This is a genomic window from Candidatus Omnitrophota bacterium, from assembly GCA_041648975.1.
Taxonomy (GTDB): domain Bacteria; phylum Omnitrophota; class Gorgyraeia; order 2-01-FULL-45-10; family 2-01-FULL-45-10; genus JAQUSE01.
The window spans coordinates 1-22,166 of record JBAZNZ010000014.1 but is presented as its reverse complement, the minus strand read 5'-3'; the positions used below and the strand labels follow the sequence as shown (position 1 = coordinate 22,166).

Below are 22,166 nucleotides of genomic sequence, written 5' to 3'. Positions count from 1 at the left end.
ATGCCCTTATGTATCAATAATTAGAATACTGGACCAGCTTCCCGCCGAATCTCCAGTTCAGGACCGTGATGATAAATACTACTATGAATACGAACCACGCGATACTCGCGGCATATCCGACATGCTGCCAGCTGTAAAGGTGGTTATATATAAGGTACTCCAATGTGGTCGTCGAACGGTTCGGGCCGCCGCCCGTCATTATATAGGCCTGCATAAAACCGCCCTGGAACCCTCCGATGACCGCCATTACCGCTATGAAGAACGTCGTCGGACTTATCATCGGCCACGTTATCCGCCAGAATTTGGCCCAACTGCCGGCTCCGTCTATCTCCGCGGCCTCATAAAGCTCCTTCGGCACGCCCTTCAGCGCCGCGAGAAAAAGTATCATATTATACCCGCCCATCATCACCCACAACCCCATGAACATGAGCGACGGTTTCGACCATGCCTCGGAGGTAAGCCACGGCACCCCCTTGAAAGGTATCTGGACCAGGTTCGAGATCTTCACCAGCATACTGTTCAACAGGCCAAAGTCATAATTATATATCCACGCCCACAGAAGGCAAATGGCGACGCCGTTCGTTATGGTCGGCAGAAAATAGATCGTTTTAAATACGTTTATGCCTCTTATTTTTTTGTTCATCACCAGCGCCAGCGCCAGGGAAGCCATTATTTCGATAGGGATGATTATCATCAGGAATATTGTGTTGCCCAGGCATTTCCAGAAAAGCGGGTCGTTCGCCGCCAGAGCTGCGCCCTCCCTGTGAAAACCAAGGAGGCTGGTAAAGTTGACAAGTCCCACGAATTTAGGGTTCGACAGCATATCCCAGCTTACAAAGCTCAGGATAAGGGACATCGCTACGGGCACAAGGGTGAATACGATAAACCCCAGGAAATTCGGCAATATAAAAAGATACCCCGCGATCGCTTCTTTTTCCGAACCTTTCAATCTCATTTCTCGAGGCTCTCCGGTGTTTCCGGTCCAAAAAAGTCTTCTGCCTTCAAAAGCTCTTCCGCGTTCTTGGCTATCGGATCCGCGTGAAACCTTCTCCTTATAGCGCCGTCATTCAGGTAATTGTTCAGGGCTATAAAAGACATCGCCTGGTCAAGGCACAGGTACTTAACGGCGACTTTACCCGTATTCACATTTATCGCGTCGTAAAAACCGTACTCGCCGTACGCGTTATATTTCGCCAGCATGTACCTGATATTTTTTACGCACTCCACAGGTTCGAATTCGAGCGCCAGGAATGTGGCGTGGGGCGCGGCTACACCTTGCTTATATCCTTTTATGCCGAGAGGCCTGGCGCCGTATTCGGCGTATCCGCCTTCAGGAATACAGGACGGAGACATGCCGAAAACCGGATACCCGAGCTCCTCCAGCGCGTACTTCACCTGTATCTTCGCGTGCACGGCGTCGTTCATTCCTAACCCTTTAGGCGCCAGTTCTTTTTCGTTCAGGATGAGCGGCGGCATGAGCGCCTCGAACATGCTCCCTCCCCAGCTCGGCACATATTTTAAGCCGTCATGGACGTAGTATCCGCCTATCGTATTATACCCGAGGTACGTTTTCTTCTTTCTCTCTTTCGGTTCTTGAGTCTGCCATGACCACGATTCCGGGAACGTTCGTGACAGCATAAACCAGTGTTCCTTGGGCACATCGCCTTTGCCTATAGCCAGGTAACTTATAGCGCGCGGCTCGGTGTAGAAAGCGCCGTAATGGTATTCCGAATAATACTCGATATTGGTGTAGTAGCCGTGGTACATATAACCGCTCACCGGATCGTAGAAGAACGAGAAGTCCATGGCGTCCAGCAATTTCCTGCATTTTTTCGAGAGTTCGGCGGGAAAAGCGTTCTTTGCTACTATAATACCCGCGGCAAGCCAGCCGCTGTCGACGAAAGATATGAAGTTGCTCGTCCTCTGGAATATCGTTATGTCATAATAATTATAAGGGAACCCTTTATACTTCTCCATCCTGTCTACAGAGTCAAGGGCCAGCGAGAGCCTTTTCACGGCCTCTTCTTTTGAGATGAACCCGAGGTCGTAGCCGGACACTACGCACATCAGGTACATGCCGATGTTCGTGATGTTGGTGTAATCCCCTATACGGGTATATTTGGATACGGCGGCATCGCCGGTAAACCCTATATTGTCTATGGGAAGGCCATATTCCTTATCGACGATGTTATCAAAATATTTCCATGTGTCCCTGGCCACCTCGATGAGAAGGGCCCTGTCGTCCTTCGGGAACTCTTTCTTTACATACACATCCTTCGGAAAACCTCCCAGCCTCGATATTAAAAGTTTCGCGAATTCCTCGGGACTTAGCGGCCTGTCGCTCTTCTGTTTTTTGTGGCGGACTATATCCGTTATCTTGGGCCCCGGGTTCCCGGTCTTTACCAGGGCAATATCGTCGAAGTAGAGCGTCCCTTCGGGCTTATCGACACGCCGCTTCTCGAAAGTTATCACGAATTCCTTGATATCGCGCCAGTCCAGTATGCCGTTCATGACATTAAGGGGCACGGAAAACTTCTGCCATTCGCCGGTAACGCCTTTCACGATGTAGCTGGCTTCGAGCGTCTCTTCGTATTCGTCACCCGGTTTCTTCTCGTATTTTTTGAATTCGACCTTAAATGTCCCGGTGAAACCTTTCTTCGCGTCGCCCTTGACCCAGAATTCCAGATGATCGAACGAGCTTGCGTCAAAAGACCCGAGTTTGGTCCAGAACCCGTCGGTCGCGCCATTGGGAGAGTTAACACTGTATTCAAGCTTCAGGGAAGAGCCGCGGTCACCGGTTCTTACGATGCCGTCCAAGGATGCCCTGACCCACTGGTTCTTGTCTTCCGTATCCATGACCCACGTGCCCGATTCGCCGTTCAGGTTGTTCTGCAGGTTGTCCCTGTTAAAATCCGCGATGACGACGCGGCTGGGCGGCGGCGCAGCGTCCCTATTTCCGGCGCTCCAAGAGCTCTGAGCGATAAAACATGCTGTGACCACGGCCATGGACAATGCCAACGGCAATCTTCTCATTACCAGATCTCTCCTATGCCCTACCCGACAATAACTATGACGACCAGCTCTTTTGCTGCGTCTTTCCTCAAACCCCTGTCCGGCTTGCGCACCAGGCCGAGGTCATCTACGATCGCCGAGATCTTGTACGACCCCGGGGCCGAAGGAGCCTCCCATATCTTTATCTTTGTCTCGTTCTCGTCGGAGAATTTCCCGCCTTCGCAGCTCCAGCTGATCGAAATCAGGTCCTTCTCGACCGCCTCATCCAGTTTCTTCGGCAGCCTGCTTATGTCTTCCTGGTCCTGCTGATAATTCATATACCTGTCGAGGTCTGCGAGAGGATCCAGCACCAGTTTGATCTTTGTGCCGCCTTTTAATTTGTATTCGGGGATCCCGGACTCGTTAACACCGTCCGGTATTATCTTTACATCCTGGTCTTTCTTGAATATCTTCAGCAATTCCGCGGGGCCGTTAGCCTCGTAAGGGGCCAGCTCGGAGCTTGTCGGCATATACTGCTCCCATACTTTGTAGGTATCCTTTGTGCCGTAGCTGTAAGAGGGCTGCTTCTTCTCTTTCTTTATATCGTTGATGTCGGTCAACAGCGTATCGGCGTCATTGAAATATACGCAGTCCTGCGGTATCTTCTTTAATATAGGTATGGCGATGTCGTATTCATGGTCGTTGTAGTGCAATATGGCTATCAATAGCCGCGCGTAGTCGCCTATATTCTTGCGATAATAATTATCAATGAGCCGCTGGAGGCTCGTTATGGCGCTCTCTTTCGTATACGACATGAAATAAAGCCTGCACAGGGCCTCGAACGCCCTGTCGAACCATACGCCGCCTTTATACCTGTTGATAAAACTCTCGAATGCCGATATTGCCTGCGGGAAATTTTTCTCATTATAATAACACAGTCCTATCTTGTAATCGCAGTAGTCGATCACCCTGGAGTCAGGGTAATTGTCGCGATAGAATTCGTAATAGCCTCTCGCGTCCCTGTATCTTGTGGCGGAAAAATACTTCTCCGCTATCTCCATCACGCCGCCGGCCCATTTCTCTTTCTTAAAGTACTGCCGGCCCGACTTCATATACTGATCATACAGCATGGCCGCTTCTTTCGTGTTTCCCTGCGAGAACGCGCGGTCGGCCCCGTTCTTCATGTCCTCGAAGATCTCTTCGGCGGCTTCGGGGCTTACTTTCGCGACATATATCAGCTTAAGTTTCATGGCGTAATCCGAAAGCCCCTTATTTTTGAATTTCTGTTCCATGCGGGCCAGTACGTCCTTGTTCTTTGAAGCGTCGGAGCTGTACGAGGTTATCTCCTTTGCCACCTCATCGAGAAAAGCGTCTATCTTCTGGTGCTGGAAGGTCTCTTTCAAAATCAGGAATTTCAGGAAATTGATATCCAGCAACAAGTCCTTTGATTTTGTCCCGGCCGTTGCCTTGCCCAGATAATCGATAGCTTCGCTGCGGTAAGCCTCATTAACGTTCATATAGAGCCTGCCCGACTCGATATCGTTCTGTTTCGAAAGGAAAGAGAGCTGGTCGATCCTTATCCGCGCTATTGCGTAATAGAATATGTCTGCGCGCTTCAGGTCAGGCTTATCCGCTACCGCTTTTTTCATATCCAAGGCGAACTTTTCGTAATCGTCGTACGTCTTGCATTTAGAAAGCGCTCCTTCAAACGCGGCCATGGCCTGCCCCTCATCGTCAGTCCTGAGCATCCTGGCTATGTCGCCGTCAAAATCCGCTGTGGGGTTAAGTTTTCTCTCAGGCGCGGCGCCTGCGGCAGGCGCTTCCTGCGAAAAACCGGAGCCTGCGCCTATGGTTAAAAATAACGCTGTTACAGCTACGCGGAGCAATATGTTTTTCATATTTATCTTTCCTTATTTTTCTTTTACGAACCCCGCCTTGTCCAGGGCTTCTTTCACAAACTTATTTTTCATGAAATTTTTCCATATAAACCCGGAGCGGAAGTTCTCCACGGGAATAAGGATCATCGCCTCGCCTATCCCGTAATAGGCCGGGGCATACCAGTTAAGGTCGGCGTTAAATGAATCCCTGAAACCGTACTGGCCCCATAATTTCGGATAATTAAGGTACATATATTTCAGGGCCGACATAGAAGGATAGGGCGTAAATACGATCGACCCCGCCGGCCCTGTAGGGGAAAGCGTCCCGTCGAGCTGAGGCTCTCCGCTTCCCGTAGGAGGAACGCCGAAATGCATCGTATAGGCGTTCGGCCTTGCCATAGAGGTTATGCCCCAGCTGTTCGGGCCGAATCCCTTATGTTTTTCGGCGTTATCTATACAGAACTGCCTGTTGGCCAGAGTCGCGTTGGTCGAGTTCTCGAACCAGTTCACTCCCTGCTTATCGACGAGACGTTGAAAATTGAAAAAACAATTCGCGTACTGGTAAGAGAAGAGCGCGCCGTGCCAGCTGTATATGAAAGGTTTGCCTTCGCCGTAAGATCCCTTGTTCCTGGCCCAGGCGTAGAACGTATCCGGATTGACGGGATGCGACGGCGACCCGATGGCCAAAAGCGATATTAGGAGGACTTCATCCGTATAATAATCCCAGTAAGATTCAAGAAAACCGCGCTCGGGAGACCATCCCATGGAAAACAGGTTGCGCCACGGCCCTTCTTCTTTATCAAGGAATTGCTCCCACTCGACCCTCCTGTATAAAAAGTTCGCCTTGTCCTTAACCTCCCCGCCGAAAAACTCTCCGGCCGTGATTGCGCCCGCTACCAATATAGCGGTATCGACCGTGGATATCTCGCTCCTGGAGGCGCGCTTACCGTTGTGCATATTAAGGAAATGATAAAAGAATCCGTATCTTCCTTCCGCCATGGGCTCCTCCCGGCCGGCCTGCGGCAGGAAAGTATTAAGGGCAAGCGCGACGCGGTTCCCGGCGGTCTCTTTGTCTATCCAATTCCTCTCGACGCCTATACACAGGGCCGCGAGGCCGAACCCTGTCGCGGCTATGCTCGCGTCGCCTCCACCGGACGTATCGGCGAATAACCCTGTTTTAGGGTCCTGGTGCTCGGAGAAGAATTCGAACGCCTTCCTCTCCACAAGGTTCAGAAATTCGTCGTCGGTCATCGGCTTAACGCCGCACTCTATTAAAACACCTGTCGCTTTTTCGTTGCCGCGGATATCCGTAGCGACGGAACGCAGCTTGTAACTATACGGCTCCCTGGTGTTATCCAGCTGCCAGTCCACTTTGTATGTTTTCTTGCTCACATCGTAATCCGCCCCTATCGTCTTATAGTTGCCGTTATCGATGCTGTATTCGAACCTGACACTTTCAAGGAACGGGTTTTCATTCAGGCTTTCGGCCTTTATTTCGAGTGTATTCATACTGCTAAAAGCGGGGCATTGTTTCGCGCCTGCGCCGTTTACGGTAAAGCTGGATTCTACCGGAGCGGCTATCTCTTTCATCTCTATGGCCGAAAGGACATCCTCCTGCCTGTGGCCGAACAATATGTCGTCGATGTATACGGCGCCTTTCTGGTTCCCTACCTTATTCTCGAAGACAAATACCAGCTCCAGCGCCTTTGACCAATCGGTGATCCTGAAAAAATCTTTTAAAGGCACCAGCACCTTCTGCCAGTCTTTCGTTATAATGCCGTTCTTTATATAGGCATTCAGGTAGACATAACCCGTCAGGTCCCTGTCGAACATGAATACGCCGTCGTTGTCGATATCCTGATGCATCTCAACTTTGACGTTCCCGCCCTCCTGGGCGCCCTTTATCCAGAACGACAGGTAGTCGTAGCCCCGTAGATCCAGCGGAGCGGTGGCGTCTTTCTTGTCCGTAAGTTCTTTGCCGAGCTTTATCCAATAAAAAGAATAATCGCCGAGATTCGATACGTCGAAATCGAGCCTCAGGGAGTAGCCGGAACGGCCTTTTGTGTAATCTTCGTCGGGTATCAGGGTGGTGAATGTGGTGCCGGGCAGAGTCTCATCGCCGCCTGAGAGGCTTCCAATGTTGGTTATGAGACTTCCGCTGTCGCAATTATATATGATGGCCGGTGGGACGAATTTCGTCTTTTCGCCTAAGGTCTCATTCTGCGCAAATGATAAATTTAAAAAGCCGGCGAAAAGTACGCAAAAAAAAGATATCGAAAACAGCCTCCGGCTTGTGTCAGATAAAAGCTTCATCGCCTATCTTCCTCATATTCGGCATTCAGGTAGAGAGGCCGTGTATAAACAGGTTGTCGATATCGCGGCCTCTCTCCTGTCTGATGCCGGTATATTTGTGCCGGTATTATTTGTTCTTCGTCAATCTGATGTCGTCTATGTAAATAACGCCCTTCTTATTGGACGCTACCCTGTCCTCGAATACCACGACTATTTCGGTGAGGTTCGAGTAATCGGTGATGCCCTTGAACGCCTTCAGCGGTATCACTATATCCTGCCACTGATCGGTGATATTAGTTACGTAATAACGGCCGATCTGCTTCGCGGCATTCTTAAGCTCTACCTTAAATACGGTGGTATAACCGACTTTGGCGTCGCCTTTCACCTTCATGGCGATATTATCGTACTTTGTCGCGTCCAGGTTCTGTAGATTCATCCAAAAACCGTTGTAAGCCGGGTTCTTGGAATCTACGCTGTAGTCCAGCTTCATGCAAAAACCCTTGACGCCGTACCTGTTAACGCTGTCAAAGGATTCCGTGCACCCCTGCGTAAAATCGGTGGGATCTTTGTTCCATGCTCCGAAATCACCGCCTATACTATTGGGCTTCTCGCCGGTATCAAAATCGGCGATCATCAGCTCGTTGGAGCTGTCCTTCTCCGCCGCCATAGCCGCCGGCGCAAGCAGAAGGACTGCCATAGCCAACACCATAGCCGCGTTTAGTAGTTTCTTTACCATAACTACTCCTCCTTTCGAATTTGCGTGCAAATTCGATACTGAGGCAGCGTTAAACAATCCGACCAACGGGAGGATTGTAGCTGCCGAAGTATCTTAACACGTGTCAAAAGATGAAGCACTCCGCTTCATCCTACACTACAAATTATACATCAGGCCAGATTAAGGTTCGATTAGTATGAGATTAAAAGATTTTAATGAATGGGTGCCGGGAAAGTGACAATAAAGGTGGTCCCCGCGCCGGGCCGGCTGTCGACCGTAATAGAGCCTTTATGAGAATCGACTATGGATTTGACTATGCTAAGCCCCAGCCCGAACCCATGGCCGCCTTTGGCGTCGTCAATACGGTAGAACCGGTCAAAGATGCGGCCGATCTCGTCCTTGGGTATGCCGATGCCAGTATCCTTTACCGTCATTTTAGCATTCTGGCCGTCCCGCCTGATATCCACGGCGACCTTTCCTCCGGGCTCGGTATATTTGACGGCATTATCCAATAGATTCAATACGAGCCGCTTGATCTGTTTTTCATCGGCGTTCAACGTAATACGGTCATGCTGCTCGACATTCAATCCTATCTTCTTCTCTTCCGCGAGGGTCTTTACGCTGTTAGCGACGCCCTGGACCAGCAGGTTCAGGTCCAGGCTCTTTCTTTCCGGCAATATCTTCTTGGATTCAAAGCTTGCCAGCATCAGAAGGTTTTCCACAAGCCTGGTTATCTTGTCGACTTCTTCGAGACTCGACCGGAGTATCGTTTCATACTCCTCACTGGAACGCATCTTCTTCAACACTACCTCGAATTCGCCTTTTAATATGGTAAGCGGCGTCTTCAGCTCATGAGACAGGTCCTCGAAGAGATGTTTCTGTGTCGTGAACGCGCTATCGAGACGGCCGAGCATATCGTTAAATGTTTCGGCCAGCTTCTGTATCTCGTCTTTGGTCTCCGGCACCTTTATCTTCAGTTTCATGTTCTCGGCGGTTATATCATGGATGGTGTTTATCATGTTATCGACCGGATGGAGCGCCAGCCCCGCCAGGAATACGCCCATCAGTCCCGTGGCCAGGATCGTGACCGGGATCAGGAGGAAGATGATGACCTTTATACTGTTAAGCGCCGTCTGTATTGAAGTCATCGGGCTCGCCACCTGGACGATATATTCGACCTTATTATTCTCGACAGCGGGAGCTATAAATACCCTGAATACCAGGAATTTTTTTGTAGGGAATGAAGAGGTAAGGTGGTCGAAACAGCTCCTGCCCTGCAGGACCGCCGCAAGCGTCTCTTCCGAGACATTAGTAATGCCCTGAGTATTTTTAGACGAGACTATCAGGGCGCCGTCTGCGTTGAATATCTTAACGATGATGTCGAGGAGCTTGGGGTCCATGGACCTCGCCTGGACCCAGCGCTGGGCCATCGTCGCGAAATCCACCGCCCCGTCTTTCGTATCCGCTTCCGGCTTCGCGCCGTACCGTTTCGTCCCGAGCCTTTCCGCGGCCCAGTAGGTGCTGATAGCGTATATTATGCCTTCCGCCTTCGACTGGAGCAGGGTGTCCATACTCTCGTTCAGGCTGCGCCGGACATAATGATAGAGCACGGCGCTGAATGACGATATTGTAACCGCCAGTATCACCATGTAGACTATCGTCATCTTGAAACGGATGGACTTGTAGAACATAAAATAGTCAGGCTCGTGTTAGTTGTAAGTAGTAAGTTTTAAGTTTTAAGTTAAAGAATAATTATTTATAAACTTCCTGCCTACAACTTATAACTTACTACTTATCACTATCTTTCAGCATATATCCCCTGCCGCGGATCGTCTGTATCAGTTTCTTCCCGCTCCCGGAATCTATCTTATTACGCAGATAATTTATATACACGTCTATGACATTTGTGAATGTATCGAAATCGATATCCCATACATGCTCGGATATCATCGTCCTTGTCACTACAGAGCCCGCATTCCGCATGAGGTATTCGAGCAGCGAATACTCTTTCGCCGTAAGCTCGATCTCTTTTCCGGAGCGCGTCACTTTATGCGTAAAGAGGTCCAGCTCAAGGTCTTCGGCCTTAAGCTTCGTCACGGCCTGAGACTGCTTTTTCCTGAGGATAGCGCGGACCCTGGCGAGGAGTTCTTCGAACGCGAACGGCTTGGTGAGGTAGTCGTCGGCGCCGGCGTCGAGGCCGCTTACCTTGTCCCTTACCGTGTCTTTTGCCGTCAGCATTATTACAGGGGCGGGTACTTTCTCTTCTTTCAACCGCTTGCATAAGGTTATACCGTCTATCTTCGGGAGCATGAGATCGAGCAGTATCAAGTCGTAGTCGTTCGTCTTGGCAAGAAAAAGGCCTTTCTCGCCGTCATGGGCCGTATCTATGGCATAGCCCTCCTCTTTAAGCCCGCGTTTTATGAAATCTGCTATCTTCTTTTCATCTTCTATTACAAGTATTCTCATGACGACTTTCCGCTTTTTAGTTTATTTCTTCTCCAGCAGAGCATTAACCTTGCCTATGAATGCGGTAACCGCTTCCCGGGCCGTCTTCTTCCCGTTAAATAGCAGGTCCAGCTCCGAGTTGATATACATCTCCCTCGCCTCTCTCCAGGCCGGATGGAACGGGTCGTAGACCACATATTTCATAGCGTCGTTCAGCATCTTCTTGTTTTTCGGGGGGTTGTTATCGCCTACCCAATGCGGCCCTTCGGCTATTTCCTTTCTCGCCGGCTGGGCCAACCCTGTATCGGCGAGCATCATCTGGGCGTCCTTTGAGGTAAGCGCCTTTAAGACCTTATAGGCCTCTTGAGGGTATTTGGTGTCCTTCAATATGCAGTAGCCCGAGCCGCCTGTGCCGAACCCCCTGACGCCTTTGGGCCCTTTGGGGAACATGACGACATCCCATTCGAAATCCGTTATCTTTCTAAGACCGGGCGTCTCCCATATGCCCGAGGAGAACATGGCAAGCCTCCTCGTCATGAACATGCCCTGGACGCCCATCGCCAGGTTAGTCATCGCTATAAACGACGGGTGGACCTTATGTTTATTGATGAGGTCGGCGTAGAACTGCAGCCCTTCCACAGATTCCTTCGAATCAAGCGTGCACCTCGTCGGCTTCTTCACATCGTCGACGATACTTCCGCCGAACGCGTAGATGAAATTCTGCCATGCCCACGCGTAAAAACCGTACTGGATATGCCTGCCCTCGCTGTCGAATTTAGTCAGCTTCTTCGCCTTCTCCAGCATATCGTCCACAGTCCAGCCGTCGGTCGGGTACGGCACGCCGGCTTCATCGAAGAGCTTCTTATTGTAATAGACACAGGCGAACGGCGCCGTATCCCTGGGAAGGGCGTACAGTTTGCCGTCAACCGTGAACCTGTTGATTATCTCGGGATAAAAATCTTTTATGTTAATTTCCGGATCGTCTTTGATATACGGGTTGAGGTCGAGAAGGACGTTCTTGGACTGGAACGTGACAAAGAGGTCTACTTCGGTGCATATAACATCGGGCGCGGCCCTGCCTGCTATACGGGTGAGGAGCTTGTCCACGTAGCCGCGATACGGGGTATGTTCAAGTTTCACGGCGATCTCCGGATGAGCGGCCTGCCATTTGCTTATGATGCCATTTATTATATTCAATTCATCGGGCGCGCCCCAGAACGCCACTTTTATTTCGACGGGTTTGTTCGCGGCCGTCCCGGCCTTATCGCCGGAACAACCCGCTATAAAAAAAGAAAGCGGCACTGCCAATACCGCCAATGCCGCTAATAGCTTTTTGGGATACATGCCTATCCTTCTTTCCGGCTACATGAAGAAATAGACTTTAAAATATACGGACGACATGTAATCATCTATATTATAGTACTGGTTCCCTCTCCAGCCAACGTCGACTCGTATCATGCCGGGCGCGTAATATTCCAATCCCGCCAGAAGGCCCAGGTTATCGAAATCGGACATATTCGTTCCGACGGAATAATCGAGCCCGCCCTGGATCCACAGGCGGTCGTAGACATTGTACTGTCCTCGCGACTCAAATCCCGTCCATGCGGCCATATCGTTAACAGCGTTTTCCACCAGATATGTCGGCGCCTTATTGTCAACCTCATTCCTCATAGCCAGGACATACCTGTAGGTAAAACTGCCGTTCAACTTTTCGTTCCAGTCATGGCCCCACCTTAGCTGCATCTCCGTCTTATGGAACTTGTTCCTTGTAGGATAATAACGGTCCTGGGAATAGCTTATCCTCGGGATAAAACTCGTCCTTAAGTCCTTGGACCGCATCCGCAATTCCTGCGCCATAAACCAATGGTCGGGGCTGTAGGGAAATGTGGATTTGGGACGCCTGGACTTGAAGTATTCAAGCTGTGAAAACGTCTCGAACCTCTGGTTCGGCACAAGGGAAAGGCTGCAGAAAAGCGTATGCCTGTTCTCGTAATAAGAGTGGGTATTTTCGGTATTTTTAGCGTCCATAGTCGAATAACGATACCCTAAGTTGGATGTGTAATCCCACTCTATCCCGTCTATGTGCTTCGAATGCATCATAAGGATCTCGTTCTGGTCCCATTCTTCAGCCTTGTAGTTGGTATTCCACGTGTAAATGATGTCTCTGCGGTTCGCTTGCGGATTCATCTGGTATACGGGGAACTGGTTATGATATATTTGACGGTAATCATGGGTATACCGCCACTGCCCTTCTTTGTCCTTCGGGTCGCTCATAGTGATCTCGGTGCCGTATGCCCTGGTGAAGATAGGCTGGATCTGTTCTCTATAGCGCACCTTCTCATTCCACGGCATGTTCCAGTGCAGCCACCTTATCTTCTTCGCGTCCATGATATAGGCGTCCACCGGCCTGGGCTCCTGGTATATCTCCACCCTCTGCGCGACCGTGAAATATTTCAAAAGCCGCAAGCCTTCGTATGTCTCGTAGTAAGCGCTGGCGCCTATCTTGTTAATATCTATCTTCTTCAATTCAGGCGTTTTGGCGGCGGGGGCCTTCACGATGGGGCCTTCAAGGTTGAAACTCAATCCTTCGGCAGGCGGCTGTTCCATAGCTTCCACCTTATCGGTGCCGCTTGAAGGGGTCTCCTTGGCGGCCTGTTTGACCATGGATTGGACTGCTGTCTGGGGCTTTGCGAGAGATGCTTCGTCTAGAGAAAATGCCGGGTTTACCAAAAGAAAGCTTGCGATAATCACAGTAAAAAAGACCGCGACAATCTTACCCATATTCGACATTCTGCCTCCTATCTGATTATCAGCCCAAACCGTTATTTTCCGGAAATATTGAACTCGAGAGATTTCAGTTCTCTGTGACCGGCGTTCAATGTAACCCTGTATAAACCGGGCGGGAGGGTCTTGCCCTCAGGCATCGCCAGAGAAACGCTGCCGGATCCTTCTTTGCGCGGGATAGCGAAAGTGTAGTCCAGTATGGATATATCATCCGTTACATAACGCCACCTGGCCAGGATCTTTACATCCTTCCTGGCATCCTTCCATGAAAACCAGCAAAATATACGGGTTGTGCCGTCGGGAAATACGTTCATGGGGTTCACGGGCATGTATTTATCGTCAACGCCCATGGCGGTTTTCATATCGACAAGCTTGATATCATCACCGTGCTGAAAGGAACAAGACATAGGACATATAACAAAAAAAATGAGAGCAAAGAAAAAAAGAAGCCCGCGCCTTTTGCTTAATTCCTTAATTTCCATATCCATATCCCCTTTCTTAATATAATAGTAAACCATATATGAAGTATTAAGTCCACAATTTTCTTGCTCAATACGGGTATCAGCGCCAGGGCTACCGGAAAACGGATGTAATTCCATACATATCCTTTTGTCAGGATAAAATAGCTTACCATAAAGAAGAGAACCGCCGCCGGGATAATAAAAATAGATGTTTTTTTAAACCCGAAAAGAGAGATAAGTATGGACGCGGCAAATAGCGCCGCGAGGGCAAGCGACATACTTAACGCTTTCGGCATCATGGTCAAAAAGTCGCGCTTATACAGGGTCGAAAACGCGTTCGCGTTCAACACAACCCCCGGCATCCAGCCGATCGGCGTGTTGTGGAAGTCCCCGAATATCGAAGACGTCAATCCTATGATCGCCACCTTGTCTTTCATTGCGGCGCGGTCGAAGTCCCCTTTCAGGATGTTGTAAAAAGAAACCCTTTTATAATCCGATGTACGGCCGTGGAAACGGATCAAATACGCTTTCGAATAATCATCGACAGGTATCTTCCATATGCCGCCTCCTGCCTCGCGGCACTCTACCACGCCGTTGCCCGCGCGCAGGCCGCATAACAGGTCTTTCCTGGCTGTCCCGAGGAGGCCAAGACTCCACGACAGGACGACGCCGGCATTGCCGTCGTCCCGCGTAAGATATGTAAATTCCCTTCTCGTGATCCCGTCGGACTCCTGAAGCTTCGTTACCAGGCCGGTTGCGGAGGCCGAAGCGCCGAAAGGCGCGGACGCGCGCAGCTTGCCTTCTTCGTCGATAGCCGCCGCGAGCACGACATTGCCTGCTTCCTTTATCGCGGTATCGAGCGAGGCGTCTTCTTCCGGCGTGGAACGGCCGTAAAAAATAAAATCGAACCCTATCGCGCGAACGCCGGCGCCGCGCAGGTTATTCACGACAGCCGCGAATTTTGAGCGCGAGAACGGCCACCGTTCGTGGACAGCCGCGAGCGTATCATTGTCGATAGTTATAAGGACGACGCCATCCGCCGCTGGACGACGGGCGATATTGTATTCTATCCGCGTCAGGATATCGTATATCTTCCAGTTGATCCGCGACATAAACCCTATGTGATTGGAAACTGCGATAACGATAAGCCAAAGCGCGAGGCTTACCAATAGGGTCAATACGGCGTTCTGGATATGATAAAAGAGCGGTTTCATTATATACGGATATCCCGAAAGCGGCGGTTTCATATTTTATTTTCTATTTTCCTTTCTCACCTTCGGAAACAATTCTTCAAGCCGTTTAACGGCATGCGTCCGCGCTTTTTGGCTCGGTATCTTATCGGCCCAGGCCTTTGCCTTTTTGAAACTAAACGTTTCCGGAAAGTAAAGCTCGGGGAAATATCCAAAACGTTTCCTCTTATACGCGGAGAGGTACAGGCTGTCCACCAGCGCCTTTTCCGGTTCGGCGATAAGAAAGGAGCCGCTTCCTCTGTACCATCCGAACCCGGCGAAGAACAAAGGCGATATATGATGGACCTGGAAGACGCCGAGATTCGTGCGAATGGCCGCGGCGTGGGCCGTTGAGGCAAGTGTTATTACATGAGGGATCTGCTCTATTATTCCGTGAAGATGCAGAGCGCTTATAAACGACACGTAAGCGCGATGTTTCGGAAATAGATGCGGCACGACGTCATAAACGCTTATCGTTTCCGACTCCGGAGCCCATATGCCCCTGCGAATCTTGATTATAATGCCTTCGGAGGCCAGATTATTGAGGGATTGGGTGGCGCCGGATAATGATTTGCCGGATATCAAAGCGGCTTCACGCGTGGTAAAAACACGGTTTCCCACTTTCTTGAATGCCGAAAGTATCGACAGCCTACGCATGATATTTACGCGCCTTTTCTATAAACTGCGATGTCTTCAACCTTATATCGTCCCATACAGCGGCGTTGTTATACGCGGCCTGATCCTCTCCGTCCAGATATGCCACCACGGTATCTTTAAATTGGTCAAAGCCGACTTCGAATACGCGTTCGGCCGCCTTATCGAGCGTCTTCCCGTCCATGCCGTCAGGCCGCCTGACGGGCGCGCCGGCTTGAGAATCCAGTATATACAGATCAAATATATCCCTTGCCTGGACGGTCGTCCTTCCGGAGAGGGCGCGGAGCTTTTGCTCGACAGCGGATTCCGCTCCGTAATGCGGCGCTAATAAAGGCGCGATTTTATATGTCCGTAAAATAGCGCCGTCTATCGTTTCGACTTTGATATCACCGGAAAATCCCCTGCGGGAAAATTCGATCTTGGTAAAGAGGTCTTCCGCCGAAGATGTAATAAGATGAATCTTGAAACGCTGTGTCGTCCCCGTTTGTTTCGCTTTGACTATATTCGACGGCACTACCCTTTCTATGCCGAAAGGCTTCAGGTTATCCCTGAAGGCGCCGTCGTCAAGTATCTTCATTACAATATCCTTGAGAGCGGCGACGCCTACGCCGGAGGCGTCCAGGTCCATATCTTCGGAATAGCGGAAACTTTTGAAGAAAAAACGTAAATTCGCGCCGCCCTTGAGGGCGTAATTTTCTCCCTTCATCGCCCTCGCCAGCGATCTTAGGAATTCTATATGGAATATCTCCCGTAATTGTAAAGAGTTATAGGGCGCCATAAATAAGTTGTTTTATTTAGTTATAACTAAATTAGTTTTCTTTTTATTATAAAGTCTATCACAAACGGGCATTTTGTCAAATGATTTCATGAAATGCCTACATCTGCTATAATCGCAATACAAAATGTCATTTTCCCTATTACTGTTCGAGCGAGGCCGCTGTAATTCCGGCTAATCTTTTATTAACATAAGGAGATTTTCTTGAGAAAATACGTCCATATCAGCTTGATTTTCGAGAAAACTTTTAACATCTTGCCTCACACCCTTCCAGTCGGTTTTTTTAACGCTTTCATATAAAAACTCGCGCCAATTTCCTTCGGTCGGCATATCGCCGATCCAACCGGTCTGTTTCAGTGCGTTCCGCAGTAATGTAATATTAGGCGATAAATCTTTCCACCTGGAAAGATACCAGCCTAAATCAAAATAATCCCGGCCCTTGGTATATTTTCTGGAGAAGATAGCGTGCAGTTTACCGGCGAAGAGGGACGGAATGTCATAAGATAAAAAAGAGATTGGAAAATATTTGTTCACGATACCGGTTTTAAGGACGGCGCCTTCCGGAGGGTTGGTATCGATTTCAATCTTGATTGAAAATTTCTGATCGTTCAGCGGCGAAATCCCCGCCTCATATAATAAGGCCCTGAACTTCAAAAAAGTGTTTTGGACCGTATTTTTATCGTTGTATGTCACGGAGATATCATATCCTGCCAGTGAAAATTCTTTTTTAAGCCTCTCGACGATTTTCACGAAAGAATAACCCTCGCTCTTATTCGCGATGGAAAAATCCAGGTCTTCCGAGAAGCGCGGAAGATTATAGAGGAACCGTAAAGCGGTGCCGCCTAAAAACGCCGTCGTTCGGAAGAATCCTTCATCATATAAAATACTCATGGCGTACGCCTGGATGTATTCTCTCATGACATTTAACTTGGCGTTAAAACCGTTTTGCCGGGACGCCAGCTCCAGGGCATAATCTTTCACAGCGCATTCTCCTCTTTGTCGTATGAATCGATATATTTTTTGAGCAATTCAGCGAAACGCAAAATTCCCGGCTTTTTAAACCGTTCCGCGTATTTAAATAGCTTGTCGAGCCCGATATTTTTGACGTTCTGGAGCCTTAATTCCTCGATATATTCCATGGTAACACCCGTTCTCCTAAAATAAAAAAAATCAAGTAAGGCCTTTTCCGGAGAAGCGATAAAACCTGTCTGTCCGCCCACGGTAACGGAATTGTATCCCCAAAACAGGGATTCTCTGATATGCCTGTATTCAAAAGTCCCCGCCGATGAGGTAAATCTGCCGGAACGCGCGGTAGTAAGCGAAGTAAATACCGTAACCGATTCGGGAATTAAACTATGATACTCGAGCGCTTTTTCTAAACTGATATATGAAGGTTTTTTAATAACCGACGCGAGGTAAGGTTCATAGACAGTTACTTTACGGTAATGTTCGGCCAATAAATAAACCCCCCGTTTAGCCTGAATAAGTTTGCCTGCCTTCCTCCAACGGCTGATTTGAACTCGTAGAGGGCTCGTTTCCTCGATACCGGCAAGAAGTATTTCCGTATCGATTACAGGTAAATTTTTAGTGATTTTAATAAATTCTTCGAATTTCAAGTTAGTTAAGCCTTTCAGTTTGCTAAGTGCCGAGGCCTCAAGCCGAGGCCATAACGTTATATTATCATATTTGTTAACTTAATGCAATATAATTTAATAGCGCCTCACTCCTTCTCCCTCTTCACCTTAGGCTCTAACAGCGGCTTCTCCGCTCCAAGCGGCACGCCTATATTGTATGTAGGAATTATCTTCCCGCCTCCCGGGAACTCGAGCGAGACAGCGGCGGATGCTTCCCTGAATCGCCCTACGCCGCCCTTGCCGGTCAGCGACGCCGAAACGCGTATCTCCTCGAAAGTCGGAGCTTTCGGCAGGGACGCCGCGCCCGCGATTCCTTCGAAAACCGAAGCCTTTGGCAGGGACGCCGCGCTTGTAACTCCCTCGAACGACGGCGCCGAAGGCATCCGCGCCTCGCCTATAGGGACCGCGGAAAAAATAGGGACTGTCCCCGGACCTTCACTTACTGTTCGAGCGAGGCCAGCGTCATACTCACCTATTCCTGTTCGAGCGAGGCCAGTGTCATACTTCGGGCCGAGTCGAGAACCTTCCCGACCCTTCGACGAGCTCAGGGTCGATACCGAGCTTTTGTCGAGGTATCGACCCGCTTCCTCCTTCGCTCTCGCCGCGACCGGCGCGGCCACAGGCGCGGGCAACACGGTCCGCGCAGTGGCGCCCTCGAACGACGGCCTCTCCGGCAACTCCGTTATATAAAATACGCCTTTAAACGCGTCGAGGCTGAACCTGTCCGGCACCGCCGACGCGCCTCCGGCGCCTTCAAACGACGGACGAGGCGAAAAAATAGGGACTGTCCCCGGACCTTGATATGACGGAGGTGGGGACTGTCCCATTTTTTCAATAGGCAGCGGCGCGGGCAACACGATCCGCGCAGTGGCGCCCTCGAACGACGGCCTGGGCCGCAGTTCCGGCAGGACGACGAGCGCGATAGCGTTCTCGAAGTTCTCCTTGGTCAACGCGCTCTTAAACTCCACCGACGGCCTGGCCCCGGCAAACGACGGCGCCGGCGCAGCCGCGAAATCACCTCCGAGGTGTGACCGGTCCAAGTATTCACTCCTCGGAGGTGGTAATATGGTTTGCGCGGTAACCTGCTCAAATGACGGCACCGGATGAGGTAATCCCGCCTGGCCGGCCGCGCCAATGAATGACGGCACCGGCGGCAACATGTGAGCGCCGTAAGCCCCTCTTACTGTTCGAGCGAGGCCGCTGTCATACTGCGGGCCGAGTCGAGAACCTTCTATTTTTTCCGTAACCGCAGGCGCGGGTAACACAACCGGCGCGACAACCGGCATCGGCGCAATCATAGGCGCGGGCGCCATCACCGGACCAGCCGGCGTCGCAACCATCATCGGCGCGGCCATACCGTAACCCGGCAGTCCGCCGCCAATGTAACCCAACCCCTCAAGGTAGGGGAGGTTTAAACCTCCCCTACCAATATTCTGCATAGGTTGATTCAGATCCTTATCGGCCGAATCCAAAAGCGCCCGGAAATTCCCCTGCCCCACGGACGGCTGGAGGCCGTTCATGAATACAAATCCCGGCATCGTCTCCCGGAAATTCACTTTGCCCGTCCCGGACAGGACTATCGACGAGTAATCGTTCATGCCTCCGGCGTGTATCGTGAGCGTGCCGGTTATAGTTGTGCTAATAGGATTAGCCCGTGTACCCGCATAACCGCTTACTGAAAAATAGGTGTCTGTCCCTAATATTCTGCCGGCGGAGGCTGTGGTAAGGTTGCCGCCGACCGTCACCGCGGACGAGCCCGCGTCGAGAGCGCCGTCCACAACGGCCCCCTGCAGGACGCCGAAAGCGAACCCGTCCGTGAACATCGAGGCGCCGGAATTTAGCTGAAGCGTCTCTATAGTCGTAGCGGCCGCCAGATGAGGGTCGTTCGGTGTGCCCGATGGGATGATAACGTTATCCGCGTCGGACGGCACAAGTCCGACGTCCCAGTTGCCTGCCGCGTTCCAGTTCGTCGAGACAGCGCCCGTCCAGGTAAATGTCGTGCCCACCGGGCCGAGGACCCAGTTAGTGGTAACTCCATGTAATGATGAACCGCTCCCACGCGCCACAAGCGTTACCCCGCCTGACGCGTCGTTATTTGTAACGCTGACATTTGTGATGGCCTGTGTCGCGCCTGCCTGGACAGAGAGCTTCGGTGTAGCGCCCGCGCCGTTATCGTTAATTATGATCGGATTTGACGAGGAACCGGTGATTGTAATGTCATCAGTAACGGTCTGCTCCATCCCGGCGGTGAACGTCAGCGTCGAGCCTGCCGCCGTATCCGATATCGCCGTGAACGTGTGGTCCTCGCCGAATACGAACGTCCCCGCGCCTGTAAAAGATATGGTCGCGTTAGTGTAATCCCAATCCTTTATGGCGCGTGAGCCGGATGTGGCGGTGTATTCCACGGTAGAGCCGCTTCCGAGTGTCGGGGCGACGGTGCCGATGGTCTCATCGCCCTGGAGTTTTAAGGTGGCGTTGGCTACGGTGAATGTAGCGCCGTTTGTGGTGAGGTTCATGCCGTTTAAGTCAAATGTGCCGGCGGAGAGGTCGATAGAATTGGTAACTGTAAGATCATTGCCGGTTAACTGCAATGTCCCTGTGCCTGAATGGGCCATACCATACAAGGAGCTTGCGCCGATATCGAGGGTCTGGGTATTAGGAGTTACGCCGTTAAAGGTAACCGTATTCGTTCCCGGCGTAAATGTCGCGGAATTTGCGAAATTGCCGGTAACCGTCATGTTGCGGCCGTTGGCGTTGAACTCACCGCCGGAATTGGTGAATGTGCCGGCTATTGGAAGCGCAGTCGAGGAAGTGGTCATCTCGGCAAGCGCGTTCTGGTATGTCGCGGGAGCAGACTGGTTATTGTATTCCGTGGCAATCCAGTCGGTAGAGCGAGTGGTATCGGAGACGCGGACTTCGTCGAGAGTGCCATCCAGTTTACCTGTATAAGGAGCATCCTGCGCCCATCCTAATCGCGTTCGTGTACCCGATGTAATAATTGCGTCTCCAGCGAATGTCGGACTATCGCTCAAAGCGCCATTAACATAATAGCAAGCAATATCGTTGACTGTATCCACTGTTACTGATAAGTAATACCATGTACCAGAAGTAATCGTATTAGTTGAATCGCCAAAATTGATAAAAGCACCTGTCTCAGTATCACGATAACCGCTCCAAAGATGCCCACCGCTGTCTATATTTACACTATACTTGGTCCAATTAATTCCCCCAGAAGTCGCCTCATAGTAGACATTCCTCCCATCCCAACTGTCAGCATTCGCCAATGTATCAAGATTCACCCATGCCGCAAACGACCATGTTGTTGAACCATTGGGTATGATTTCGTTACCAAGCGATATATAATCACTCGTCCCATTAAACGTCAGCGCGCCGTCGTCCTGGCCGGTAGTGGTAAGGTCTTCTGTATTCTGCTGGGCTGTGCCGTCGTTGCCGTTTGAGGTGGATTCGTTGACGTTGGTGTTGGCCGCATCGTCATTCAAGTGCCACACGCCCACGTAATTAGCGTCCCACACCTGCGCGTCGTCCACGGGAGCGGCGGCCGCGGCATTGCCGTAATACAGGTATAGGACGGTGTTAACCGACGCGGAGAGCGTCGGAACTTTCACCCAGACCCAGAGCTCGCCTGTCGCGTTGTCGTATTTCTCTATTTCGCGCGAAAGAAGCGTATTGCCATCGCCCGAGGCTATCCTGATATCCGAGCCGTCCGACTTCGCGTGCGCCGCGATGTCGGCGTCGGCCGAGAATTTTATAAGAAGCGGAAAATCGGTAAGGTCGCTCCCGCCCGATACTACTGATTTGCTGATTATAATCGTCTTCCTGTATGTCCAGTCAGCGCTATACCAGAGAGCTACATTGAGCGTACCTGCCCCTGAATGGGTAAGGTTATAGAAGCCGTCGATGAATTCCAGGGTCTGGGCGCCTGTTCCGTCAAAATTGACCGTGCCTGAATTGTGCGCGAACGTCCCCCCTGTCTGCAGCCAATTACCGGAGATGGTCAACGTCCCCGTAGGGGCGGAGCATGCTCCGCCCGATATTATGAGATCACCGTTTATGTCCACAACGCCGCCAGAGCCTGTAAAAGTTCCACCCGATATGGTCAATCCGCCGTTAAACGTCTGCGCCGCGGATGAGCTTGCCAGATACGTCCCGCCGGAAACCGTCGCGAGCCCCGTTACGGTAACCGTGTAGTCATTGGTGTCCGAGTCGAAAGTGCCCGCGGAGACCGTAAGCGCCTCGGCAACAGCGGTATTCGCCGGAAGCGTCCACGTCCCGCCCGCGCCGTTAATCG

16 protein-coding genes are annotated in these 22,166 nt (G+C 50.9%); all 16 read right to left on the bottom strand.

Going from position 1 to position 22,166, the window contains the following annotated elements:
- Nucleotides 1-13: 13 nt before the first annotated feature.
- Complete coding sequence (locus tag WC592_05305) at nucleotides 14-955, bottom strand: sugar ABC transporter permease (GenBank protein ID MFA4981870.1); 942 nt, start codon at nucleotides 953-955, stop codon at nucleotides 14-16.
- Nucleotides 952-3,033, bottom strand: coding sequence for a glucoamylase family protein (locus WC592_05300; protein ID MFA4981869.1), 2,082 nt, complete (start codon nucleotides 3,031-3,033; stop codon nucleotides 952-954). The genes WC592_05305 and WC592_05300 overlap by 4 nt, the downstream gene beginning before the upstream one ends.
- Before the next feature lie 20 nt (nucleotides 3,034-3,053).
- The gene (locus tag WC592_05295; GenBank protein MFA4981868.1) at nucleotides 3,054-4,889 is read right to left on the bottom strand and encodes a tetratricopeptide repeat protein; all 1,836 of its coding nucleotides are present in this window, start codon (nucleotides 4,887-4,889) and stop codon (nucleotides 3,054-3,056) included.
- Nucleotides 4,890-4,901: 12 nt separating this feature from the next.
- Entirely contained in the window at nucleotides 4,902-7,181 is a 2,280-nt protein-coding gene (locus WC592_05290) for a glucoamylase family protein (protein MFA4981867.1), read from the bottom strand.
- 106 nt (nucleotides 7,182-7,287) lie between these two features.
- Nucleotides 7,288-7,896, bottom strand: coding sequence for a hypothetical protein (locus WC592_05285; GenBank protein MFA4981866.1), 609 nt, complete (start codon nucleotides 7,894-7,896; stop codon nucleotides 7,288-7,290).
- Between the two features lie 191 nt (nucleotides 7,897-8,087).
- Nucleotides 8,088-9,566 (bottom strand): ATP-binding protein, encoded by a 1,479-nt coding sequence (locus WC592_05280; GenBank protein ID MFA4981865.1) that lies wholly within the window; start codon nucleotides 9,564-9,566, stop codon nucleotides 8,088-8,090.
- 97 nt (nucleotides 9,567-9,663) lie between these two features.
- Nucleotides 9,664-10,341, bottom strand: a complete 678-nt coding sequence (locus WC592_05275; protein MFA4981864.1) for a response regulator transcription factor — start codon at nucleotides 10,339-10,341, stop codon at nucleotides 9,664-9,666.
- A 21-nt stretch (nucleotides 10,342-10,362) separates the two neighbouring features.
- On the bottom strand, nucleotides 10,363-11,664 hold the full coding sequence (locus WC592_05270; protein ID MFA4981863.1) for a sugar ABC transporter substrate-binding protein: 1,302 nt from the start codon (nucleotides 11,662-11,664) through the stop codon (nucleotides 10,363-10,365).
- 18 nt (nucleotides 11,665-11,682) lie between these two features.
- On the bottom strand, nucleotides 11,683-13,101 hold the full coding sequence (locus tag WC592_05265) for a hypothetical protein (protein MFA4981862.1): 1,419 nt from the start codon (nucleotides 13,099-13,101) through the stop codon (nucleotides 11,683-11,685).
- A 41-nt stretch (nucleotides 13,102-13,142) separates the two neighbouring features.
- Entirely contained in the window at nucleotides 13,143-13,466 is a 324-nt protein-coding gene (locus WC592_05260) for a hypothetical protein (protein ID MFA4981861.1), read from the bottom strand.
- A 101-nt stretch (nucleotides 13,467-13,567) separates the two neighbouring features.
- The gene (locus WC592_05255; protein ID MFA4981860.1) at nucleotides 13,568-14,812 is read right to left on the bottom strand and encodes a CHASE2 domain-containing protein; all 1,245 of its coding nucleotides are present in this window, start codon (nucleotides 14,810-14,812) and stop codon (nucleotides 13,568-13,570) included.
- A gap of 3 nt (nucleotides 14,813-14,815) precedes the next feature.
- A complete protein-coding gene (locus tag WC592_05250) occupies nucleotides 14,816-15,451 on the bottom strand; it encodes a hypothetical protein (GenBank protein ID MFA4981859.1) in 636 nt (211 codons plus the stop codon).
- Entirely contained in the window at nucleotides 15,444-16,226 is a 783-nt protein-coding gene (locus WC592_05245) for a nucleotidyl transferase AbiEii/AbiGii toxin family protein (protein MFA4981858.1), read from the bottom strand. Before WC592_05245 ends, WC592_05250 begins: the two co-directional genes overlap by 8 nt.
- Before the next feature lie 171 nt (nucleotides 16,227-16,397).
- On the bottom strand, nucleotides 16,398-17,204 hold the full coding sequence (locus WC592_05240; protein MFA4981857.1) for a nucleotidyl transferase AbiEii/AbiGii toxin family protein: 807 nt from the start codon (nucleotides 17,202-17,204) through the stop codon (nucleotides 16,398-16,400).
- On the bottom strand, nucleotides 17,201-17,680 hold the full coding sequence (locus WC592_05235) for a hypothetical protein (protein MFA4981856.1): 480 nt from the start codon (nucleotides 17,678-17,680) through the stop codon (nucleotides 17,201-17,203). The genes WC592_05240 and WC592_05235 overlap by 4 nt, the downstream gene beginning before the upstream one ends.
- A gap of 263 nt (nucleotides 17,681-17,943) precedes the next feature.
- On the bottom strand, nucleotides 17,944-22,166 hold a 4,223-nt coding region (locus WC592_05230), incomplete at its 5' end, for a DUF2341 domain-containing protein (GenBank protein ID MFA4981855.1).